Source organism: Cohnella rhizoplanae, from assembly GCF_948329515.1.
Taxonomy (GTDB): domain Bacteria; phylum Bacillota; class Bacilli; order Paenibacillales; family Paenibacillaceae; genus Cohnella; species Cohnella rhizoplanae.
In genome coordinates this window covers 1-15,901 of the sequence record NZ_CAOJCN010000001.1, presented here as the reverse complement: position 1 = coordinate 15,901, position 15,901 = coordinate 1, and the positions used below count along the sequence as shown (strand labels likewise).

Here is a 15,901-nt window from a genome sequence, read left to right as displayed (position 1 = left end):
GGTAACCGGGTCAACCTATCGTCATAATCCGCTATCGTCTATTAACCAACAGAAGCGAAGTTTAAACCGATATGTTGAGGACATTTATAAATTTATATCAATATGTTGTGCCTGTCAATCCATGGAGCGTCCAAAAATTTCTCCCGGTCGTGCAGGAATTCGCAAAACCCGCGTCCCGTAAGGGCCCCGGTCGATTGGAGCCGATTCAAAAAAAAGAAGGCGGACGGGCGACGCTTGCCGCCGGCCCGCCCGCACTAGATATAGGGGTGACCTTGTTCGATTTGTCAAGGGATGGATTTTGAATTTTCGGCGTCAATTGCGCATGCGCTGCCTGAATTCCTTGGGCGAATGCTGGTTGTGCCGCTTGAACAGCTTGTAGAATTGAGCCATGTTCCAGATGCCGACTTCGAAGCTGACCTCCATGATGCTGAGGTCGGTCGTGAGCAGGAGCCGTTCCGCCTTTTTAATCCGGTTGTAATTGACGTAGTCGACGAACGGGATGCCCATCGTCCGCTTAAAGGTCTTAATGAAGTGATGATAGCTCATGCCGAGCAGTTGCCGTACGTCGTCTACGGCGATGCGTTCGCCGAGGCGGCTGTCCACGTAATCCAGCACCGGCCTCATTCGCGCGATGCCCGCCTCCTCCGTGCCCCGCAGTATGCCGCGTTCGTCGCCTCTAAGCATCAGCAGCAGCAATCGCTTGATCGATGCGCTGACCGCGATCTCGTAGCCGACGCGGGCCCGGTACGTCTCTTCGTAGATGTCGGCGATCAGCGCATGGGCCTCGTTCCTCGCGTCCGCGCTTGCCTCGAATATGTAATTCAGTTCGTCGAGCGGACCCGTCAGCTCCGAGAAATGATGCAGATAAGGCAGTATGCTCTGGTCGAAGTGCCGGGCCAGATCCACCTGAAAAACGATATAACGCACGGATTCGCCGTTCGCGCCCCATGTCCTGTGCGGACGGGAGGAGCCGATCACCATCACGTCGCCCGGGCCGAGCGTCGTCAGCGACGTCATCGTCTGGACCTCGAGCCCGCCCTCGATGATCGCCAGAAACTCCACTTCCTTATGGTAATGCCAATTCCAGGCGTCGGTCGCCCGGCGCACCCGCTCGGCGCCTTGCAGCTCCCATACCTTGAGAAAGAGCAGCGGGTTCTGGTATACGACTTTTTCATTCACCGCTTCCGCATGCGCGTCCATGGCGTTCGGCATGGATTTCATTCACCTTCTATATAGTAGCTTCATTATCATAGCTTCCCTATGCAGTATAACACTTTTGAATATAAATGAATTAAGATCGGGCATATTCCCGCCCGTCCCGATTGTCTATACTGATAACAAGAAAGCATATACAAGCAAATCACTATTCGGGAGGCATTATCTCATGGCACAACGCCTGCGCGTCACGGTCTGGAACGAAAACCGCCACGAAAAAACGAACGAAAAAGTACGCGCCGTCTATCCGGAAGGCATCCATGCCGCCATCGGTCAAGGGCTCGGCACGGACGACTTCGAAGTCCGCTACGCGACGCTCGACGACGACGAGGAGCACGGCCTCTCCGAGCAAGTCCTCAGCGAGACCGACGTGCTGTTCTGGTGGGGACATATGGCGCACGGCGACGTCAAGGACGAGATCGTCAATCGCGTGCACGACCGCGTGCTTCGCGGCATGGGACTCATCGTGCTGCACTCGGGACACTTCTCCAAGATCTTCAAGAAGCTGACGGGCACGTCCTGCGATCTCAAATGGCGCGAAGCGGACGAGAAGGAACGCATCTGGGTCGTGGCGCCGAATCATCCGATCGCTGAAGGCATCGGCGAGTACATCGACCTCGAGGCGGAGGAAATGTACGGCGAGCACTTCGACATCCCGGCGCCGGACGAGCTGGTCATGGTGAGCTGGTTCGAAGGCGGCGAGATCTTCCGCAGCGGCTGCACGTTCCACCGCGGCCAGGGCAAGATTTTCTATTTCCGCCCGGGTCACGAGACCTACCCGACCTATTACAACGAGCAAGTACGCCGCGTGCTGAGCAATGCGGCCAAGTGGGCCGCGCCGTCGACGCGCGAATATCCGAAGTACGGCAACCACAAACCGCTTGAAGTCATCAAGCCCAAGCAGTGACATAGACGATCGTCGGCAGCCCTCTCCGCATTCTCGGAGGGGGCTGCCGTGTTTCGTTCCGCGACAAGCGTCGTCTAGGGTCCTTCACCCTGTGCGGCAACTGATGTAGAATAGGGAGATGCCTCCGTGACGGGACATGTTCTCGATGGGACGAAATGGAGATGAAGAGATTGCCTAAATTGAAAGAGAACGCCCGCGTCCTGATCATGACCGCGGTGGACGCGGAGCGGGACGCCGTGCTGCGGGGGCTGGACGGCGACGATCGGTTCGAGGTCCGGCTCTGCGGGGTCGGCCCCGCCAGCGCGGCTGCGCGCACGGCCGCCGCGCTGGCTGAGGCCGCCGGCCGGTGGTCGCTCGTCGTCAGCGCCGGCATCGCCGGCGGCTACCCCGAGCTTGCGCCGGTCGGGACGCTCGCGGTAGGCACCCTGGCCGCAGCGGCGGATCTGGGCGTCGAGACGGCGGACGGCTTTGCCTCCGTCGACGCGCTCGGGTTCGGCGCCTCGCGTATCGCGGCTGACGCAGCGCTCGCCGAGTCGCTGCTGCAGGCGCTTGCCGAGGCCGGGCTGGTCGCGGTCAGCGGCCCGATCGTGACCGCGTCGACGGCCACCGGCACCGCCGACACGGCCGCCGAGCGGGCGGCCAGAGTGCCAGGCGCCGTCGCCGAGGGCATGGAGGGCTTCGGCGTGGCGCAGGCCGCCGCGCACGCGGACAAGCCCTATCTCGAGCTGCGCGCGATCTCGAACGCGGTCGGGCCGCGCGATCGCGAAGCCTGGCGCATCGGCGACGCGCTGTCGGCGCTGTCGGCGGCGTTCGCCATATTGAAGGAGGTCGTATTCGAATGAAAATCGCTTTTTCGCCATGTCCGAACGATACGTTCGTCTTCCATGCGTGGACCGCGGGCTTGATTCCGGGCGCGCCGCGTCTTGACGTGACGTATGCCGATATCGATATTACCAATGGATTGTCCGAAGGATTGACGGGCCCGGAGGTCATGAAGATCTCCTATGCCGCGCTCCCTTGGACGCATCCCGACTACGCGCTGCTACCGTGCGGCGGGGCGCTCGGCCGCGGATGCGGGCCGCTCGTCCTGACCGCGGGCGGCCGGACGGATGGCACGCCCGATCCGTCGCTCTTGACCGGCAAGACGGTCGCCGTCCCGAGCGAGCGCTCCACCGCCTATCTGCTGTTCCGCCTCTGGGCGGCGCAGAACGTTCCGGGCGGCGTCGGCCGCATCCTGGTGATGCCGTTCCATCAGATCATGCCTGCCGTGCAGCGCGGCGAGATCGACGCGGGTCTCGTCATTCACGAAGCCCGCTTCACTTACCCGCAGTACGGGCTCTCGATGCTCCAGGATCTGGGCAGTTGGTGGGAGCAAGACACCGGCCTCCCGATCCCGCTCGGCGCCATCGTCGCGAGGCGCTCGCTCGATCTCGAAGCGATCGCGGGCTGGATCCGCGCTTCCGTCGATTATGCCTGGGCGAATCCGGACGCGTCGCGGGAATACGTCATGTCCCATTCGCAGGAGCTCTCGCCCGAGGTCGCCAAGTCGCATATCGACCTGTACGTGAACGGCTTCACCCGCGACCTGGGCGCGGACGGCTTCGCGGCCGTCGAAGCGCTCCTGGGGCGTGCCGCGGCCGAAGGCCTGGTGCCGGAGGAGCGCGTCGCCTCGCTCAAGCTGCGCAGCGGCTTGAACGCCGTCTGAACTGCCTTGCCGCGCCAAACGGCCGCGCTGTCCCCAAGAGGACGGCGCGGCCGTTTTTTTGCGCGTGGCGGCGATTCACAAGGCCGTCTGGCGTGTATGTACTAAACAGCGAAGCAGGCTGCCCAGCGCAGCCACTGGAGGTTATGCGAGTGGTTTCAAGCAGGTCGCAAGTTCCCTTCGAAGCGGTCAAGTCGGCGGTCGCCGGTTCGGCCACTTATGCTTCGGGAGGGCGGTTCGGGCCGCGTCGGCAGCGCGACTTTGAACTGTTGCTGCTGGACGAGGGCGAGATGCGCGTGACCATCGACGGCGCGCCGCAGAAGGTGAAGGCGGGACAAGCAATCTTGTTGAAACCGGGACATGTGGAGTCCTTCGATATAACCGGGAACGACGTGACGCGGCACAACTGGGTCGCCGTCCAGATCGACCGGCAGTCGCTCCCCGGCGGCGAAGCGGAAGATCCGCCCGGCGTATGGCCCGTATCGCCGGAGATGAACAAGCTGGTCGAGCTGATCCTGACCGTGCAGAACGAGCTGCCCAGCGACGGGCCCATCATGCGAAGCCTCGGCGCGGCCGTGCTCAGGCTGCAGCCCAACGCGGAGGACACGTCGTGCGAGGGAGGCTGCTCGACGCCCGCGTCCCCCGTCGTAGAACGGGCATTGTCATGGATCCGATCGCACTACGCCCGGGAGATTAAGCTGAACGACCTCGCCTGGGAAGCCGGCGTCACGCCCGAGCATCTCGTGCGTCTCTTCAACAAGCACGAGCGCGAGACGCCCATCCATTACGTATGGCGATACCGGACCGAACGGGCCGTAGAGCTGCTGGAGCACACGGGGCTGCCTGCGGCGGAGATCGCCCGGCAATGCGGCTTTAAGACGCCCCACCATTTCTCGCGGACGCTCAAGCAGTTCACGGGGCGTACGCCTTCCGAGATCCGGCGGGCAAGCTGGAGCGGCGAGGAGCCTTAGGCTCCTGCGCCCTCTTCGCCGTTCGCTTGCGCTTCAACGCGAGCTTCAGAGCCACCCAGCGCTGTGACGATCCGGCCGAGGCCGTCTTCAAGCAGCGCGCGCCGGGTCGCCAGATTGATCCGGATGCGGCCTTCCCCTTCGCTGACGAACGCGCTGCCGCCGCTGACCGCGACGCGCCCCTCCACGAGCCGGCGGCCGACCTCCTCCTTGCTTAGCCCAAGCGGACGAAGGTCGACCCACATCAGATAGGTCGCTTCCGGCACGTACACCACCGCCTGCGGCAGCTTTTCCGTCAGATAGGCTGCGGCGAACGCCGTATTGCCTCGCAAGTATTCCAGACAAGCCTCCAGCCATTCTTCCCCATCGCGATAAGCCGCCTCGGCCGCCGCGATGGACAGCGGGTTCGGATCCCGGTGGCCCAGGGCGTCGTTCAAAGCCGCGCGAAGCGTCTCGTCGGTCGCGATTGCGAACGAAGTGTGCAATCCCGCTAGATTAAACGTCTTGCTCGGCGCGATGAAGGTCACGGCGCGCTCCGCCATGCCCGGCAGCGAAGCGAGCGGCGTATGCGCGCCCTTCAGGATGAGATCCGCATGAATCTCGTCCGACGCGACCGTGACGCCGTACGTCCGGCAGAGCGCGGCGAGTCCCTCAAGCTCCTCGATGCTCCAGACGCGGCCGGCCGGATTGTGCGGACTGCATAACAGCAGCAGCTTCGCGCCGGTCAGCCGGAGCTTGGACTCGAGGTCGGCCAGATCCATCCCGTAGCGGCCCTGTTCGATTTTCAGCGGGTTGAGCACGAGCTCGCGCCCCTGCCCCGTCACCGCATCGGCGAACGGACCATATACCGGCGGCTGGATGATGACGCTGTCCCCCGGCTGGGAGTAAGCGCACACGGCTGCCTTGAGCAGCGTGACGACGCCGGGAGCGAACAATACGTCCGACTGGCCGACCTGCCACTGCAACCTTCTGCCCAGCCAGTCCGCGACCGCTTCGAACAACGAGGCCGGCAGCTCCGCATAGGTGAACAGCCCGGCGTCCACTCTGCGCCGCAGCGCCTCCCGCACCGCTTCGGGCGCTTCGAAGTCCATGTCCGCCACCCATAGCGGCAGCAGATCCTCGCCCTTAAAAAATCGATCGGCCGCGGCCCACTTCAGAGAATCCGGTCGGCGAAGCTCGACGATTTTGTCGAATCTGTTCATCGTGTTGTCCCCCTAGACTAAAATGTCATATGATTTCACATGATTTACGCATAAATCGAGTCGGATTCAGGCATGAAATTAACGGCTCCCGGCCATGCGGCGCAGCTTGTAAACTTCTCCCGCGACGGAGAGGAAGATGATTCTGCCGCCAGCGGTCTCGACGGGCACGTCCCGTCCTCCGCCGTCCGTAACCGATACCGCGTTGCCGGCCGTCCGAACGACGCAGTGACCGTCCCGATCCGCAAGGATCGTAACCTCGGTCCAGTCGCCGCCGCTCCACCGCAGGTCGACCTGGTAGCCGCCCCTCGCCCGGAGCCCGCGCGCGGATCCCTCCGGCCAAGCCGCGGGCAGCGCCGGCAGCAGCCTGAGCTCGCCCGCGTGGCTCTGCAGCAGCATCTCCGCAATGCCCGCGGCGCCGCCGAAGTTGCCGTCGATCTGAAAAGGCGGGTGAGCGTCGAGCAGATTGGGATACGTGGACTTGGACAGAAGCTGGACGACGTAGCGGTGCGCCTCTTCTCCGTCGCCCAGCCGCGCCCACAGGTTCACGAGCCAGGCGCAGCTCCAGCCGGTGTGCCCGCTGCCTGCGGCGAGGCGCAGCTCCAGACTGCGGCGCACCGCTCCGGCGAGCTTGGGCGTCCCGTGCAGATCGATCTGTTCGCCCGGATACATGCCGTACAGATGCGAGAAATGACGGTGGCCCGGCGACTCCTCTTCGAACTCGCGCGACCATTCGAGCAGCTGGCCCTTGGAGCCGATCCGATGCGGCTCGATGCGGGAGATCGCGTCCTCGAGCTCCGGCCGCCACGCTTCGTCCGCGCCGAGCGCGAGGCTCGCGTCCAGCACGCTCTGCAGCAGCTCGGATAATATGGACAGGTCCATCGTCGTCCCGGCGCTCAGCGCGCACTTGCGCCCTTGATCGTCGAGAAAAAGGTTCTCGGGCGAAGAAGCGGGAGAGGTGACGAGCCGTCCCTCTTCGTCCGGCACCAGCCAATCGAGCGCGAACCGCGCCGCTTCCTTCATGATCGGATACGACCGCTCGGCAAGCTCGGTCCGGTCGCCGCCGTACAGGTACCGCTCCCACAGGTGGCGGCACAGCCAGCCTGCGCTCGTCGGCCACAGCGCCCAGCTGGCCGAGCCCGTCACGGGATTCGCCCGGCGCCAGATATCGGTGTTGTGATGCGATGTCCAGCCTCTCGCGCCGTAGTGGATCCGAGCGGTCTCTCGGCCGCTGGCGGCGAGCTCCCCGATGAGTTCCAACAGCGGCTCCGTCAGCTCGCGCAATCCCAGAACCTCGGCAGGCCAGTAGTTCATCTGCGTATTGATGTTGATCGTATAATTGCTGCGCCACGGCGGCGTCAGATGATGATTCCAGATGCCCTGCAGGTTGGCGGCCTGCGTGCCCGGGCGGGAGCTCGAGATGAGCAGGTACTTGGCATACTGGAAATAGAGTACCGCGAGCCCGGCGTCCTCCGCTCCGTCTGCCGCTCTGCGCAAGCGCTCGTCCGTCGGAAGCTCCGCTGTCTCAGAGGCTTCGGATCCTCCGTTCTCCGCGCCTAACCGAAGGTCCGTGCGGTCAAAATACGCTCGGTATTCGCTGACATGCCGCTCGAGCAGGACGTCGTAGGCTACTCCCGCCGCGTCATCGAGATCCTGCCTGCAGCGCTCGGCCGGGTCCGGTCCCGCAGCGGGATCGCGGTCGTGACCCGCGAAGCTCGTCGCCGTGCAGAGCAGCAGCGTCGCCCGTGAGGCGCCTGACACGCGCAGCGCGCCGTCGCCCGTCGCCTCTACAACGCCGTCCGTGTCTACGATCCGGATCGCCGCCGCGAACGCGGTGCCGCGCCCGGGCGCATAGGCCACGGCCGGATCGATCGAGACCGGCGCCCGGCCCCGGATCGTCGCGCCGGTCGCGTCCGCGTCGCGATCCGCCGGATGCGGGCTCTCGAGCGAAGCCGTGAAGCCGAGCTCGCCAGGCCGTCCCGCGGTCAGCCGCACCGCGATCACCTGATCGGGCGCGGAGACGAACGTCTCGCGCGAGAAGCGTACGCCGTCCTCCTCATAGGTAACGGTATGCAAGGCGCGTTCGAGATCCAGATGCCGGATATACCGCTTAGGCGAAGTTTGCGTCCCGTCCGCTTCCATATCGATCCGCAGATTGCCGAGCGGTTGGTAGGCCTCGGTGTCGGCGCCCAGCATATGGGCCTCCGCGAGCTCCTGCGCCTCCCAATACTTGCCTGCCGCGATGAGCTCTCGACAACGCGCCAGATAGGGCAGCGCTTCGTGATTGTTCGTGTCTGCGGGTTCGCCCGACCATAACGTATCTTCGTTCAGCATCATCAGCTCTCGCCGCGGATCCCCGAACACCATCGCGCCGATGCGCCCGTTGCCGACGGGCAACGCCTCGTTCCACTCCTGCGCCGGCTTTTCGTACCACAATTTCCGCGTACCGCTCTGTGTCGTGAATGTCATCGTTTTTCCCCGCTTCCCAGTGCTGCTTGCCCGCGCGAGCGGACGAATACTTTCAATGCTATCAGAAGGGCTCGGGAATGTGAACGCCTTTTTCACGGGCATGCGGTATACTGATGGGATAGATCGGAGGGTCGTACATGAGACTCAGCATACTGGATCAAGCTCCGATCGTCGGCGGAAGCAGCCCCGCGGAGGCGCTTCGCGCGGCGGTGGCGCTGGCGCAGGCGGGAGAGCGGCTGGGTTATGCGCGGTATTGGCTGGCCGAGCACCACGGGCTAGGCGGACTCGCCTGCTCGACGCCGGAGGTCATGCTGGGCATGATCGGCTGGGCGACATCGCGTATCACTCTTGGCGCGGGGGCGATATTGCTGCCTTATTACAAGCCTTACAAGGTCGCGGAGACGTTCAGGCTCCTGGCCTCCCTGTTCCCGGGGCGCATCGATCTCGGCGTGGCCCGCTCGCCCGGCGGCCCGGCAGAGATGTCCATGGCGCTATCGGACAACTATCTCGAACGGGCGCTCCGCATGCCGGCCGACTTCGCCGAGCTCGTCCGGTACCTGGACGGCGAGGAGCCCGGCATACCCGGCGCGGAGCCAGCCGTACGGACGAAGGCGCCGGCGCTGGGGGCGCGAGGCGACCGGCCTGTGCCTTGGGTGCTCGGCACGAGCGTCAAAAGCGCTAGCCTGGCGGCTGCGCACGGGACGGGTTACGCCTACGGGCATTTTATGAACCGGGAGAATACGAAGGGAGCGGTCGCCGCTTATCGCGACGGATTTGACGGGACGCGTGGCCGAGAGCCTTACGTGGTGTTGGCCGTATCGGCCGTGTGCGCCGATACGCTGGCTAAGGCCGAGGAGATCGCGCGCGGCGTCAGAGCCTGGCGCATACTCGCAGGCATGGGCCAGGGAGGCGACGGGATCCCTGCGACGGGCGAAGCGGATCGCCTGCTCGCGGAAGCGAAAGCAGACGATCCGCCCGCGCCGGACGAGGACGACGCCATGATCGTCGGCGATCCCGCAAGCGTGCGCGATCGTCTTATCCGCCTGCAGCGAACGTTTGGCGCCGACGAGCTGATGATCGTCTCGTACGCCCACGACTTTGTCGACCGGGTACGCTCCTACGAGCTGATCATGGAAGCTTGCGGCAGATAGCGTCCTAGGCGCTCCTACGAGCTGATCCTGGACGCCTGCGGCTGCTAGCGTTCGAGGCGCTCCGCCAGCTGCTCGTTCAGCCATGGCAGGATGGTGGCGATCGTCTCCTCCATATTCGTCCTGCCGTCAGGCTTCGCATGGATCGCCCCTTCGCGGAAATAATCGGCATGACCGCCGACGATACGGACAGCCGCGCGCGCGCCCGGCGCGTGCCGATCGGCGCGCCAGCCCGGCAGCAGCCGGCCGGCGTCCCTCGACCATCCGCCGAACGAGCCGATGCGGCAGACGGGGTCGGAGGTCCTGCCGCCCGGCGCGTCATAAGCGCGTTCCGGCCGGTCCGGCTCCCTCTCTATGCTCGGAGGCTTCATCCGCTCTGCCTGCACATACAACACGGAATCCCTTAGGGCTTGGGGTATCCTGCACTTGGGCGATCCGATCATGACGACCGGACTCGGAGGGCCGCCCTCCCGCGCGAGCAGCAGGCCGGCTGCATGAACCGCGGCCACGCCGCCCGCGCTATGTCCGACGAATACGGCGATCTCCCGCCCTCTCGTCCCTTCTGCACGATCCGCTTCGAGCGCGGCTATCGTCTTCATGCCCCCGATCGAACGGCCGTACTTGCGGTAGGGAAGCATGATATCGTAGCGCGCCTCCCGCAACTGAGGCAGCAATCGTCGATGCCAATCGTCGTAGGGGAACAGCACGCGCGCTCTAACGTTAAGTCCCTGGGCCTCCAGTATGCCCGAGAGCGTATCCTTCAGGCGTTCCATAAAGCGCGGCGCGCTGCGAACGCCGTTCAGTACGCACAAGCGGACCAGACGCGGATCCGCTGCCGGCAATCGACCCTTCCTACCCTGCCGCGGCTTCACGGCGCGGCCGCCTCATGGGCTCTGGCATAGCGCTCAGCTTCGGCGATCCGCGCCATGTCGCTCGGATGCGTCGAACGAAGCCACTTGACGAGCAGCGGCGGGTTCACGTCGCTCAAGGTCGCGACCGACAGCTGCTGATGCATGGAGACCGCGCCGTCGGCGGTGCCGAGCACTGCCAGCGCGTAGCGGTCGGCGGCCCCTTCGGCCTGTCTGGACACGGCATTCGATATAGGCAGCGCGGCGAAGTTCAGCACGGAGAGCAGCAGGAGGAGGAGCGGCAGCGCAGACAGGTCGGAGAGACTGCCGATCCCCCACTCCCTGCCTTTGGTGCGCACGACGATCCGATAGATCCCTCCCCCGAGCCATAGCAGCGCCAGCGAGCTGCCGATCGCGCCGATCGCGCTCCATTCCAGATGATGCTTGACGTAGTGGCCCATCTCATGAGCCATGATCTGCAGGATCTCCGGCCGGTCCAGTTTCGCGAGCGCCGTATCCCACAGCACGATGCGAAGTGAGCCGCCGATCCCCGATACGTAGGCGTTGATCGCGTTCGTTTTCCCCGACATATGCACTTCGTACACGCGCTCGGCAGGAATATTGGCACGCTGCGCGAGATCCACGATCGCGGATTCGAGCGCGGGATCGGACAGCTCGTCGAACCGGTTGTAGAGGGGGTCGATCACGACGGGCTGGACGTACATCATGAACAGCGTGAACGGCACCGAGACGAGCCATAGCCTCAGCCACCACCGGCCGCCCCGCGAGATAATCCAACGAGACACGGCGAAAACGAGCAGCAGCGTCGCATAGCCGATGGCAAAATCGAGCCCGCGGTCCTCCAGCCAGCCGCCCGGCGCCTGCGTGGAGATATTGTAGCTGCGCGAAACCCAGAAGCTGGCGATCTTGAGCGGCAAATACAGCGCGGTCGAGACTGCATACACGAGCAGGACATAGACGGGCAGGCGAGTCAGCCTCGGCAGCGCGCTCTCTTCGATCCGCCTTTTCCAGGCCCTCGTCCACCCGCCGGCGAGCAAGAACAAATAAATCGCCCACTGCCAGGGCCAGCTCATGAAAAAGATGCCGTTGCGAATGGCGTTCAGCGCCGCGCTGTCTCGAAGCTGGTCCACCGTGAAGTACGTCGCCGGGTCCGCGGGCGTGCCGACGTACGATGCCGGCACTTCATTGGGCGACGTGTACCAAACATAGAGCGCGACGAGCGCCGCGCAGCCGGCCAAGGTCAAACCGTACCGCCGGAGCCTGGAGAAGGTTGACATGACGAAGCTCCTTGTCCCGTTCATTTCCTTCATCATAAAAGCTGGCGGAAACAATTGCAAAAAAAGCTTATCCCGCCTATGATCGTATCATCGTCGACATTATCGTTCTTAACGGGAGGTTCACTCATGCAGACGCATCCGTTGCAATTCGTTATTTTCGGACTGCTCATTGTCATATTCGGCGTGGCAGACCTTCTGTTTCTCAATCCCTACGTCGGCGCAATCCTCGTTGCGGTTGGCATCGCGCTGGCCGCCTTCGGCTGGAAACGGGTGCGCGCGGCGAAGAGAAAGTGAAGCGGCCGATGCCGCCGAACGCTAATTCAGGCCAGATGGGCTATAGCATAGTCCATTCCCGGTTCGCTACATACACTGTCTGAGCAATGAGCAATCTACTTCGGCAACGGTGGTGATAGCGATGGGATACGGAGTTGAAGGCGGAGCAGGCGGCGGCTACGGCAGCGGTGCGGCATTTGCGCTGGTGCTGTTCGTACTGTTGGTCATTATTCTGAGAGTCGGCTTCTTTTAATTAAATCCATTACGAACGCGGCCTTGACCAGGGAATGCTCCCTGAGTCGGGGCCGTTTTTGCTGTACCCGCTCCTTCCCATCCCATGCCCTAATTAGGTACAATAGGAAGGTCAGGCCAGCTTGTACAGTCCTCATACTCTATCTGGTAAAGGAAAATGCGAACCCATGATCATCCAACCGAAAACACGCGGCTTTATCTGCACGACCGCGCATCCGGACGGCTGCGCCATCCAGGTTCAGCGTCAAGTGGAATATGTCAAAGGCAAGCCGGCCGTCAAAGGGCCGCGCAATGCGCTTGTCATCGGCGCGTCGACCGGCTACGGCCTCGCCTCCCGGATCGTGGCGGCCTTCGGCGCCGGCGCGAACACGATCGGCGTCTACTTCGACAAAGCGGCGGAAGGCGCTCGCACGGCCTCGGCCGGATGGTACAACTCGGCCGCATTCGAAGCCGCCGCGCAGGAAGCCGGCATCAAGTCGTTCAGCATCGTCGGCGACGCCTTCTCGGACGAGATCAAGGATAAGACGATCGCTACGATCCGCGAGGAGCTGGGCCAGGTGGACCTCGTCGTCTACAGCGTCGCCTCTCCGCGCCGGACGCATCCGAAGACCGGGGAGACGTTCTCTTCCGTCATCAAGCCGCTCGGCGGCACGTACACGAACAAGACCGTCAACTTCCACACCGGCGAAGTCACCCTGGCTTCCATCGAGCCCGCCACCGAGGACGAAGTCCGCCAGACGGTCGCCGTCATGGGCGGAGAAGACTGGGAAATGTGGATCGACGCGCTGCGCGAAGCCGGCGTGCTGGCAGACGACGCGACGACGGTCGCCTATACTTATATCGGGCCGGAGATTACGCATGCGGTCTACCGCGAAGGAACGATCGGACGAGCCAAGGAACATCTCGAGTCGACGGGCCTGCGCCTGAACGACCGACTGGCCGTTTCGGGCGGTTGCGCGTTCGTTTCCGTGAATAAAGCGCTGGTCACCCAATCGAGCTCCGCGATTCCTGTGGTGCCGCTCTACATCTCCGTGCTTTACAAGGTAATGAAGGAAAAAGAGCTTCATGAGGGCTGCATCGAGCAAATGTACCGGCTCTTCTCGGAGCGCCTGTACGGAGGCGGCGAGACGGCGGTGGACGACAAGGGGCGGATACGGATCGACGATTGGGAGATGCGTCCCGACATTCAGTCCGAAGTCGAGAAGCTCTGGGCGGAATTGACGACCGAGAACGTATACGCGCTGTCCGATCTGGAAGGGTACCGCAAGGAATTTTTCCAGCTGTTCGGATTCGAGACCGGCGCCGTGGACTACGAGGCTGAGGCAGAGCCGGACGTAGGGATTGCGAACCTGCGCTAATGATGAAAGGGAGCCCCGTGAGGGTGCTCCCTTTCTCATGCGCTAGATCAGGATACCGATAAACGCGAGGTCGAATCGCGTTCCTCCGCAATCCGGCTTGTCGCCGTGGATGACTTCCAGTTCGACCTCATGCGAGCCTTGAGGCAGATCGTCGGCCAGCGTCTCCAGCTTCAGCCAGCCCTGCGGCCCGCACCAGGACGGCCTCTCGCGGGAAGTGGCCTGCCAATCTCCTCCATCGATGCGGTACCGGCACTCGGCCGACAGCTTGCCGAAGTCGAATGCCAGCGCCAACCCCCGCCCTTCGAATTTAAAGTAAAGCTTCGCTCCCACCGCCGACGTCGACAGCGCGCGATCGATCCATTCCAGCGTGACCCATCGGCGAACGGTCCAGGGTCCCTCCGTTCTGACGTCATCGAACGGGACAAACCCGACGCGCTCCCAATTGCCGGTATCCAGCGGCTGCGGGCGGGTAAGACGAGTTCCGCCGCCGTTAGCGTCGTCTGCGTCCATCGAGCCGGCCAATGCGGCCTGGAGGAACCCAATTACGCTGCTGCCATAGCTGTAACTGCCGCGCTCAGTCGGATGAAGGCCGTCCGGCAGCCACTCCTCCCAACGTAGCAGGCCGGCCTTTACTTCGTTGAACGCATGCAGGCCCATCCATACCGAGCTCAGCTCGTAATGCTCGGCCAGCGCTTCAAACTCGGCAATGCTCGGCGGCATACGTCCCTCGCTCATCGGCCCGTACATATCCTGGCAGTATGTATATACTAGTACTACATCCATGGCATCTCCGGACAGCAGCTGTCTAAGCAGCCCTTCGCGCGTTTTTTGGCGTCGTTCTGTCGGCGTACTGTTGTCGTTGACAGCGAACTCCACGAAGACAAGGTCGCAGCCTCTGTCGATCAGGTCGCGCTTGGCTCTAAAAGCCGCCAGATCGCTTCCTGTAGCGCCGATTCCCGCGTTCTCGACGACGATGCGCACGCCAGGGTAATTCGCCGTCAGCCAACGCGTCACCGGCTCCGGCCAATTATGCGCGGGCCTGCCGTCCGTAATCGATCCGCCGATATAACCGACCGTCAACTTTCCTGCAGCCAACTTGCGCCTCGTATTCGCAAGCGGTCCGCGGATGTGGACGACATCCTGCCTTGTTTCGCTCCCTGCATTCAACGGTATCGCTCCCTTTAATTTTAGCTTCACCACGTCATTTTATCAGCGTCGGGCGTAAATACAATATTTTTTATATCAGTCCTTTGTTTAAACTCTCCATATTGGGTAATAGAAGATATCCCAACGATATGGAGGTCATCACAATGGTACTCGTACTTGGAATCCTCGCGGTTATCGTAGCCATCGTCCTGTGGCTGGCCAAAGCGGCAGTAGAATTCGTCTGGTCTTTCGGCGGCATCGGGTTGATCGTCCTTATCATCGGTCTCGTTCTTCTCTCCCGCGGTCGCAGAAACGCGTTATAACCAAGCCTACTTAGAAGACGCCGCCAGGCAACATGCTGGCGGCTTTTCCATTTAGAAATAGGGATCCTCCTCCTAAGCGGCTAAACGCTGGTTTTTCTTTTACCCGGATCCTGGTTCCGCTATTTTCGATTAATTGGCATTACACGTTAACACATGGACCCTCAATCCGCTATCTGCGGATTGTGAGGTCATTTCCGCCCTCTGTGGGATCCATAGCGTCTCTCCGGTCCACAAACTTAGCGTAATAGGAGGTCCCGGCCCAAATAACGGCTCCTGTGTCCGTGACCTTACGCGCTCCTCATACCTCAGCACGCGTTGCTGCCGCATCGACCGTTTGCAGCACAATCAAACAGCGTCTCGCAACATCCGCAACAATTTCCAAACCTCATCCATCTTCCGCACACAACAAAAAGAACCACCCTCCGAAGAAGGTGGTTCTCTTGTGCTGCTTATCGGCCTGGCGGCGTCCTACTCTCCCGGGACCCTGCGGTCCGAGTACCATTGGCGCTGGAGGGCTTAACGGTCGTGTTCGAGATGGGTACGCGTGGGACCCCTCCGCCATTACCACCAGACCTATCGTGCGACCGAAGTCGTCACAACGTGCAGCTTCACAGAGCTTGCGCCCTGAAAACCGGATGCGAAACGCATATGCGCTAAAAATTCTCATTGCCTGTGCGGCTTGCCGTTTGGTCTGCTTCGTAAGCAAACCGTAGGATAAGCCCTCGACCGATTAGTACTCGTCAGCTACACCCATTACTGAGCTTACACCCCGAGCCTATCAACCTCGTGTTCTCC

General features: G+C 62.6%; 15 protein-coding genes and 2 rRNA genes. 9 read left to right on the top strand and 8 right to left on the bottom strand.

What is annotated here, in order from left to right:
* Positions 1-312 precede the first annotated feature (312 nt).
* The gene (locus PQG80_RS00085) at positions 313-1,212 is read right to left on the bottom strand and encodes an AraC family transcriptional regulator (protein WP_271749073.1); all 900 of its coding nucleotides are present in this window, start codon (positions 1,210-1,212) and stop codon (positions 313-315) included.
* 172 nt (positions 1,213-1,384) lie between these two features.
* Here PQG80_RS00085 and PQG80_RS00080 point away from each other — a divergent pair, with 172 nt between their 5' ends.
* From PQG80_RS00080 to PQG80_RS00065, 4 genes are all read left to right on the top strand, one after another.
* Complete coding sequence (locus tag PQG80_RS00080; RefSeq protein WP_271749072.1) at positions 1,385-2,122, top strand: ThuA domain-containing protein; 738 nt, start codon at positions 1,385-1,387, stop codon at positions 2,120-2,122.
* A 170-nt stretch (positions 2,123-2,292) separates the two neighbouring features.
* A complete protein-coding gene (locus tag PQG80_RS00075; protein WP_271749071.1) occupies positions 2,293-2,964 on the top strand; it encodes a futalosine hydrolase in 672 nt (223 codons plus the stop codon).
* Positions 2,961-3,827, top strand: a complete 867-nt coding sequence (locus PQG80_RS00070; RefSeq protein ID WP_271749070.1) for a 1,4-dihydroxy-6-naphtoate synthase — start codon at positions 2,961-2,963, stop codon at positions 3,825-3,827. Before PQG80_RS00075 ends, PQG80_RS00070 begins: the two co-directional genes overlap by 4 nt.
* 149 nt (positions 3,828-3,976) lie before the next feature.
* Positions 3,977-4,795 (top strand): AraC family transcriptional regulator, encoded by an 819-nt coding sequence (locus PQG80_RS00065; RefSeq protein WP_271749069.1) that lies wholly within the window; start codon positions 3,977-3,979, stop codon positions 4,793-4,795.
* Here the strand turns inward: PQG80_RS00065 and PQG80_RS00060 are convergent.
* Together PQG80_RS00060 and PQG80_RS00055 are read right to left on the bottom strand one after the other, a co-directional pair.
* Positions 4,792-5,994 carry a MalY/PatB family protein gene (locus PQG80_RS00060; protein WP_271749068.1) on the bottom strand — a complete coding sequence of 401 codons (1,203 nt, stop codon included), beginning with the start codon at positions 5,992-5,994 and terminating at the stop codon, positions 4,792-4,794. The two genes, PQG80_RS00065 and PQG80_RS00060, sit on opposite strands and share 4 nt — an antisense overlap.
* 78 nt (positions 5,995-6,072) lie before the next feature.
* Entirely contained in the window at positions 6,073-8,460 is a 2,388-nt protein-coding gene (locus PQG80_RS00055; RefSeq protein WP_271749067.1) for a glycoside hydrolase family 95 protein, read from the bottom strand.
* A gap of 137 nt (positions 8,461-8,597) precedes the next feature.
* On the opposite strand from PQG80_RS00055, the gene PQG80_RS00050 reads away from it, so the two are divergent.
* Positions 8,598-9,611 (top strand): MsnO8 family LLM class oxidoreductase, encoded by a 1,014-nt coding sequence (locus PQG80_RS00050; protein ID WP_271749066.1) that lies wholly within the window; start codon positions 8,598-8,600, stop codon positions 9,609-9,611.
* A 44-nt stretch (positions 9,612-9,655) separates the two neighbouring features.
* Here PQG80_RS00050 and PQG80_RS00045 read toward each other — a convergent pair whose 3' ends face one another.
* Positions 9,656-10,450 carry a hypothetical protein gene (locus tag PQG80_RS00045; RefSeq protein ID WP_271749065.1) on the bottom strand — a complete coding sequence of 265 codons (795 nt, stop codon included), beginning with the start codon at positions 10,448-10,450 and terminating at the stop codon, positions 9,656-9,658.
* A 26-nt stretch (positions 10,451-10,476) separates the two neighbouring features.
* Entirely contained in the window at positions 10,477-11,754 is a 1,278-nt protein-coding gene (locus PQG80_RS00040; protein ID WP_271749064.1) for a M48 family metallopeptidase, read from the bottom strand.
* 126 nt (positions 11,755-11,880) lie between these two features.
* On the opposite strand from PQG80_RS00040, the gene PQG80_RS00035 reads away from it, so the two are divergent.
* From PQG80_RS00035 to fabV, 3 genes are all read left to right on the top strand, one after another.
* Entirely contained in the window at positions 11,881-12,048 is a 168-nt protein-coding gene (locus PQG80_RS00035; RefSeq protein WP_271749063.1) for a hypothetical protein, read from the top strand.
* Positions 12,049-12,169: 121 nt separating this feature from the next.
* Entirely contained in the window at positions 12,170-12,280 is a 111-nt protein-coding gene (locus tag PQG80_RS00030; protein ID WP_271749062.1) for a sporulation protein YjcZ, read from the top strand.
* Between the two features lie 166 nt (positions 12,281-12,446).
* Positions 12,447-13,637: an enoyl-ACP reductase FabV gene (fabV, locus tag PQG80_RS00025; protein ID WP_271749061.1), complete on the top strand. Its 1,191-nt coding sequence runs from the start codon at positions 12,447-12,449 to the stop codon at positions 13,635-13,637.
* 42 nt (positions 13,638-13,679) lie between these two features.
* Here the strand turns inward: fabV and PQG80_RS00020 are convergent, their stop codons facing one another.
* Entirely contained in the window at positions 13,680-14,732 is a 1,053-nt protein-coding gene (locus PQG80_RS00020; protein WP_271749060.1) for an SGNH/GDSL hydrolase family protein, read from the bottom strand.
* 215 nt (positions 14,733-14,947) lie between these two features.
* Here PQG80_RS00020 and PQG80_RS00015 point away from each other — a divergent pair, with 215 nt between their 5' ends.
* On the top strand, positions 14,948-15,106 hold the full coding sequence (locus tag PQG80_RS00015) for a hypothetical protein (protein WP_158543922.1): 159 nt from the start codon (positions 14,948-14,950) through the stop codon (positions 15,104-15,106).
* A gap of 455 nt (positions 15,107-15,561) precedes the next feature.
* Here PQG80_RS00015 and rrf read toward each other — a convergent pair.
* Positions 15,562-15,678, bottom strand: a 5S ribosomal RNA gene (rrf, locus tag PQG80_RS00010).
* Positions 15,679-15,816: 138 nt separating this feature from the next.
* Positions 15,817-15,901, bottom strand: a 23S ribosomal RNA gene (locus PQG80_RS00005); the annotation flags it as partial.

Excerpts from the sequence above, each read along its gene's own strand:
- PQG80_RS00085 (WP_271749073.1), bottom strand. The coding sequence starts at position 1,212 with ATGCCGAACGCCATGGACGCGCATGCGGAAGCGGTGAATGAAAAAGTC.
- PQG80_RS00080 (WP_271749072.1), top strand. The coding sequence starts at position 1,385 with ATGGCACAACGCCTGCGCGTCACGGTCTGGAACGAAAACCGCCACGAA.
- PQG80_RS00070 (WP_271749070.1), top strand. The coding sequence starts at position 2,961 with ATGAAAATCGCTTTTTCGCCATGTCCGAACGATACGTTCGTCTTCCAT.
- PQG80_RS00060 (WP_271749068.1), bottom strand. The coding sequence starts at position 5,994 with ATGAACAGATTCGACAAAATCGTCGAGCTTCGCCGACCGGATTCTCTG.
- PQG80_RS00055 (WP_271749067.1), bottom strand. The coding sequence starts at position 8,460 with ATGACATTCACGACACAGAGCGGTACGCGGAAATTGTGGTACGAAAAG.
- PQG80_RS00050 (WP_271749066.1), top strand. The coding sequence starts at position 8,598 with ATGAGACTCAGCATACTGGATCAAGCTCCGATCGTCGGCGGAAGCAGC.
- PQG80_RS00040 (WP_271749064.1), bottom strand. The coding sequence starts at position 11,754 with ATGTCAACCTTCTCCAGGCTCCGGCGGTACGGTTTGACCTTGGCCGGC.
- PQG80_RS00035 (WP_271749063.1), top strand. The coding sequence starts at position 11,881 with ATGCAGACGCATCCGTTGCAATTCGTTATTTTCGGACTGCTCATTGTC.
- PQG80_RS00030 (WP_271749062.1), top strand. The coding sequence starts at position 12,170 with ATGGGATACGGAGTTGAAGGCGGAGCAGGCGGCGGCTACGGCAGCGGT.
- fabV (WP_271749061.1), top strand. The coding sequence starts at position 12,447 with ATGATCATCCAACCGAAAACACGCGGCTTTATCTGCACGACCGCGCAT.
- PQG80_RS00015 (WP_158543922.1), top strand. The coding sequence starts at position 14,948 with ATGGTACTCGTACTTGGAATCCTCGCGGTTATCGTAGCCATCGTCCTG.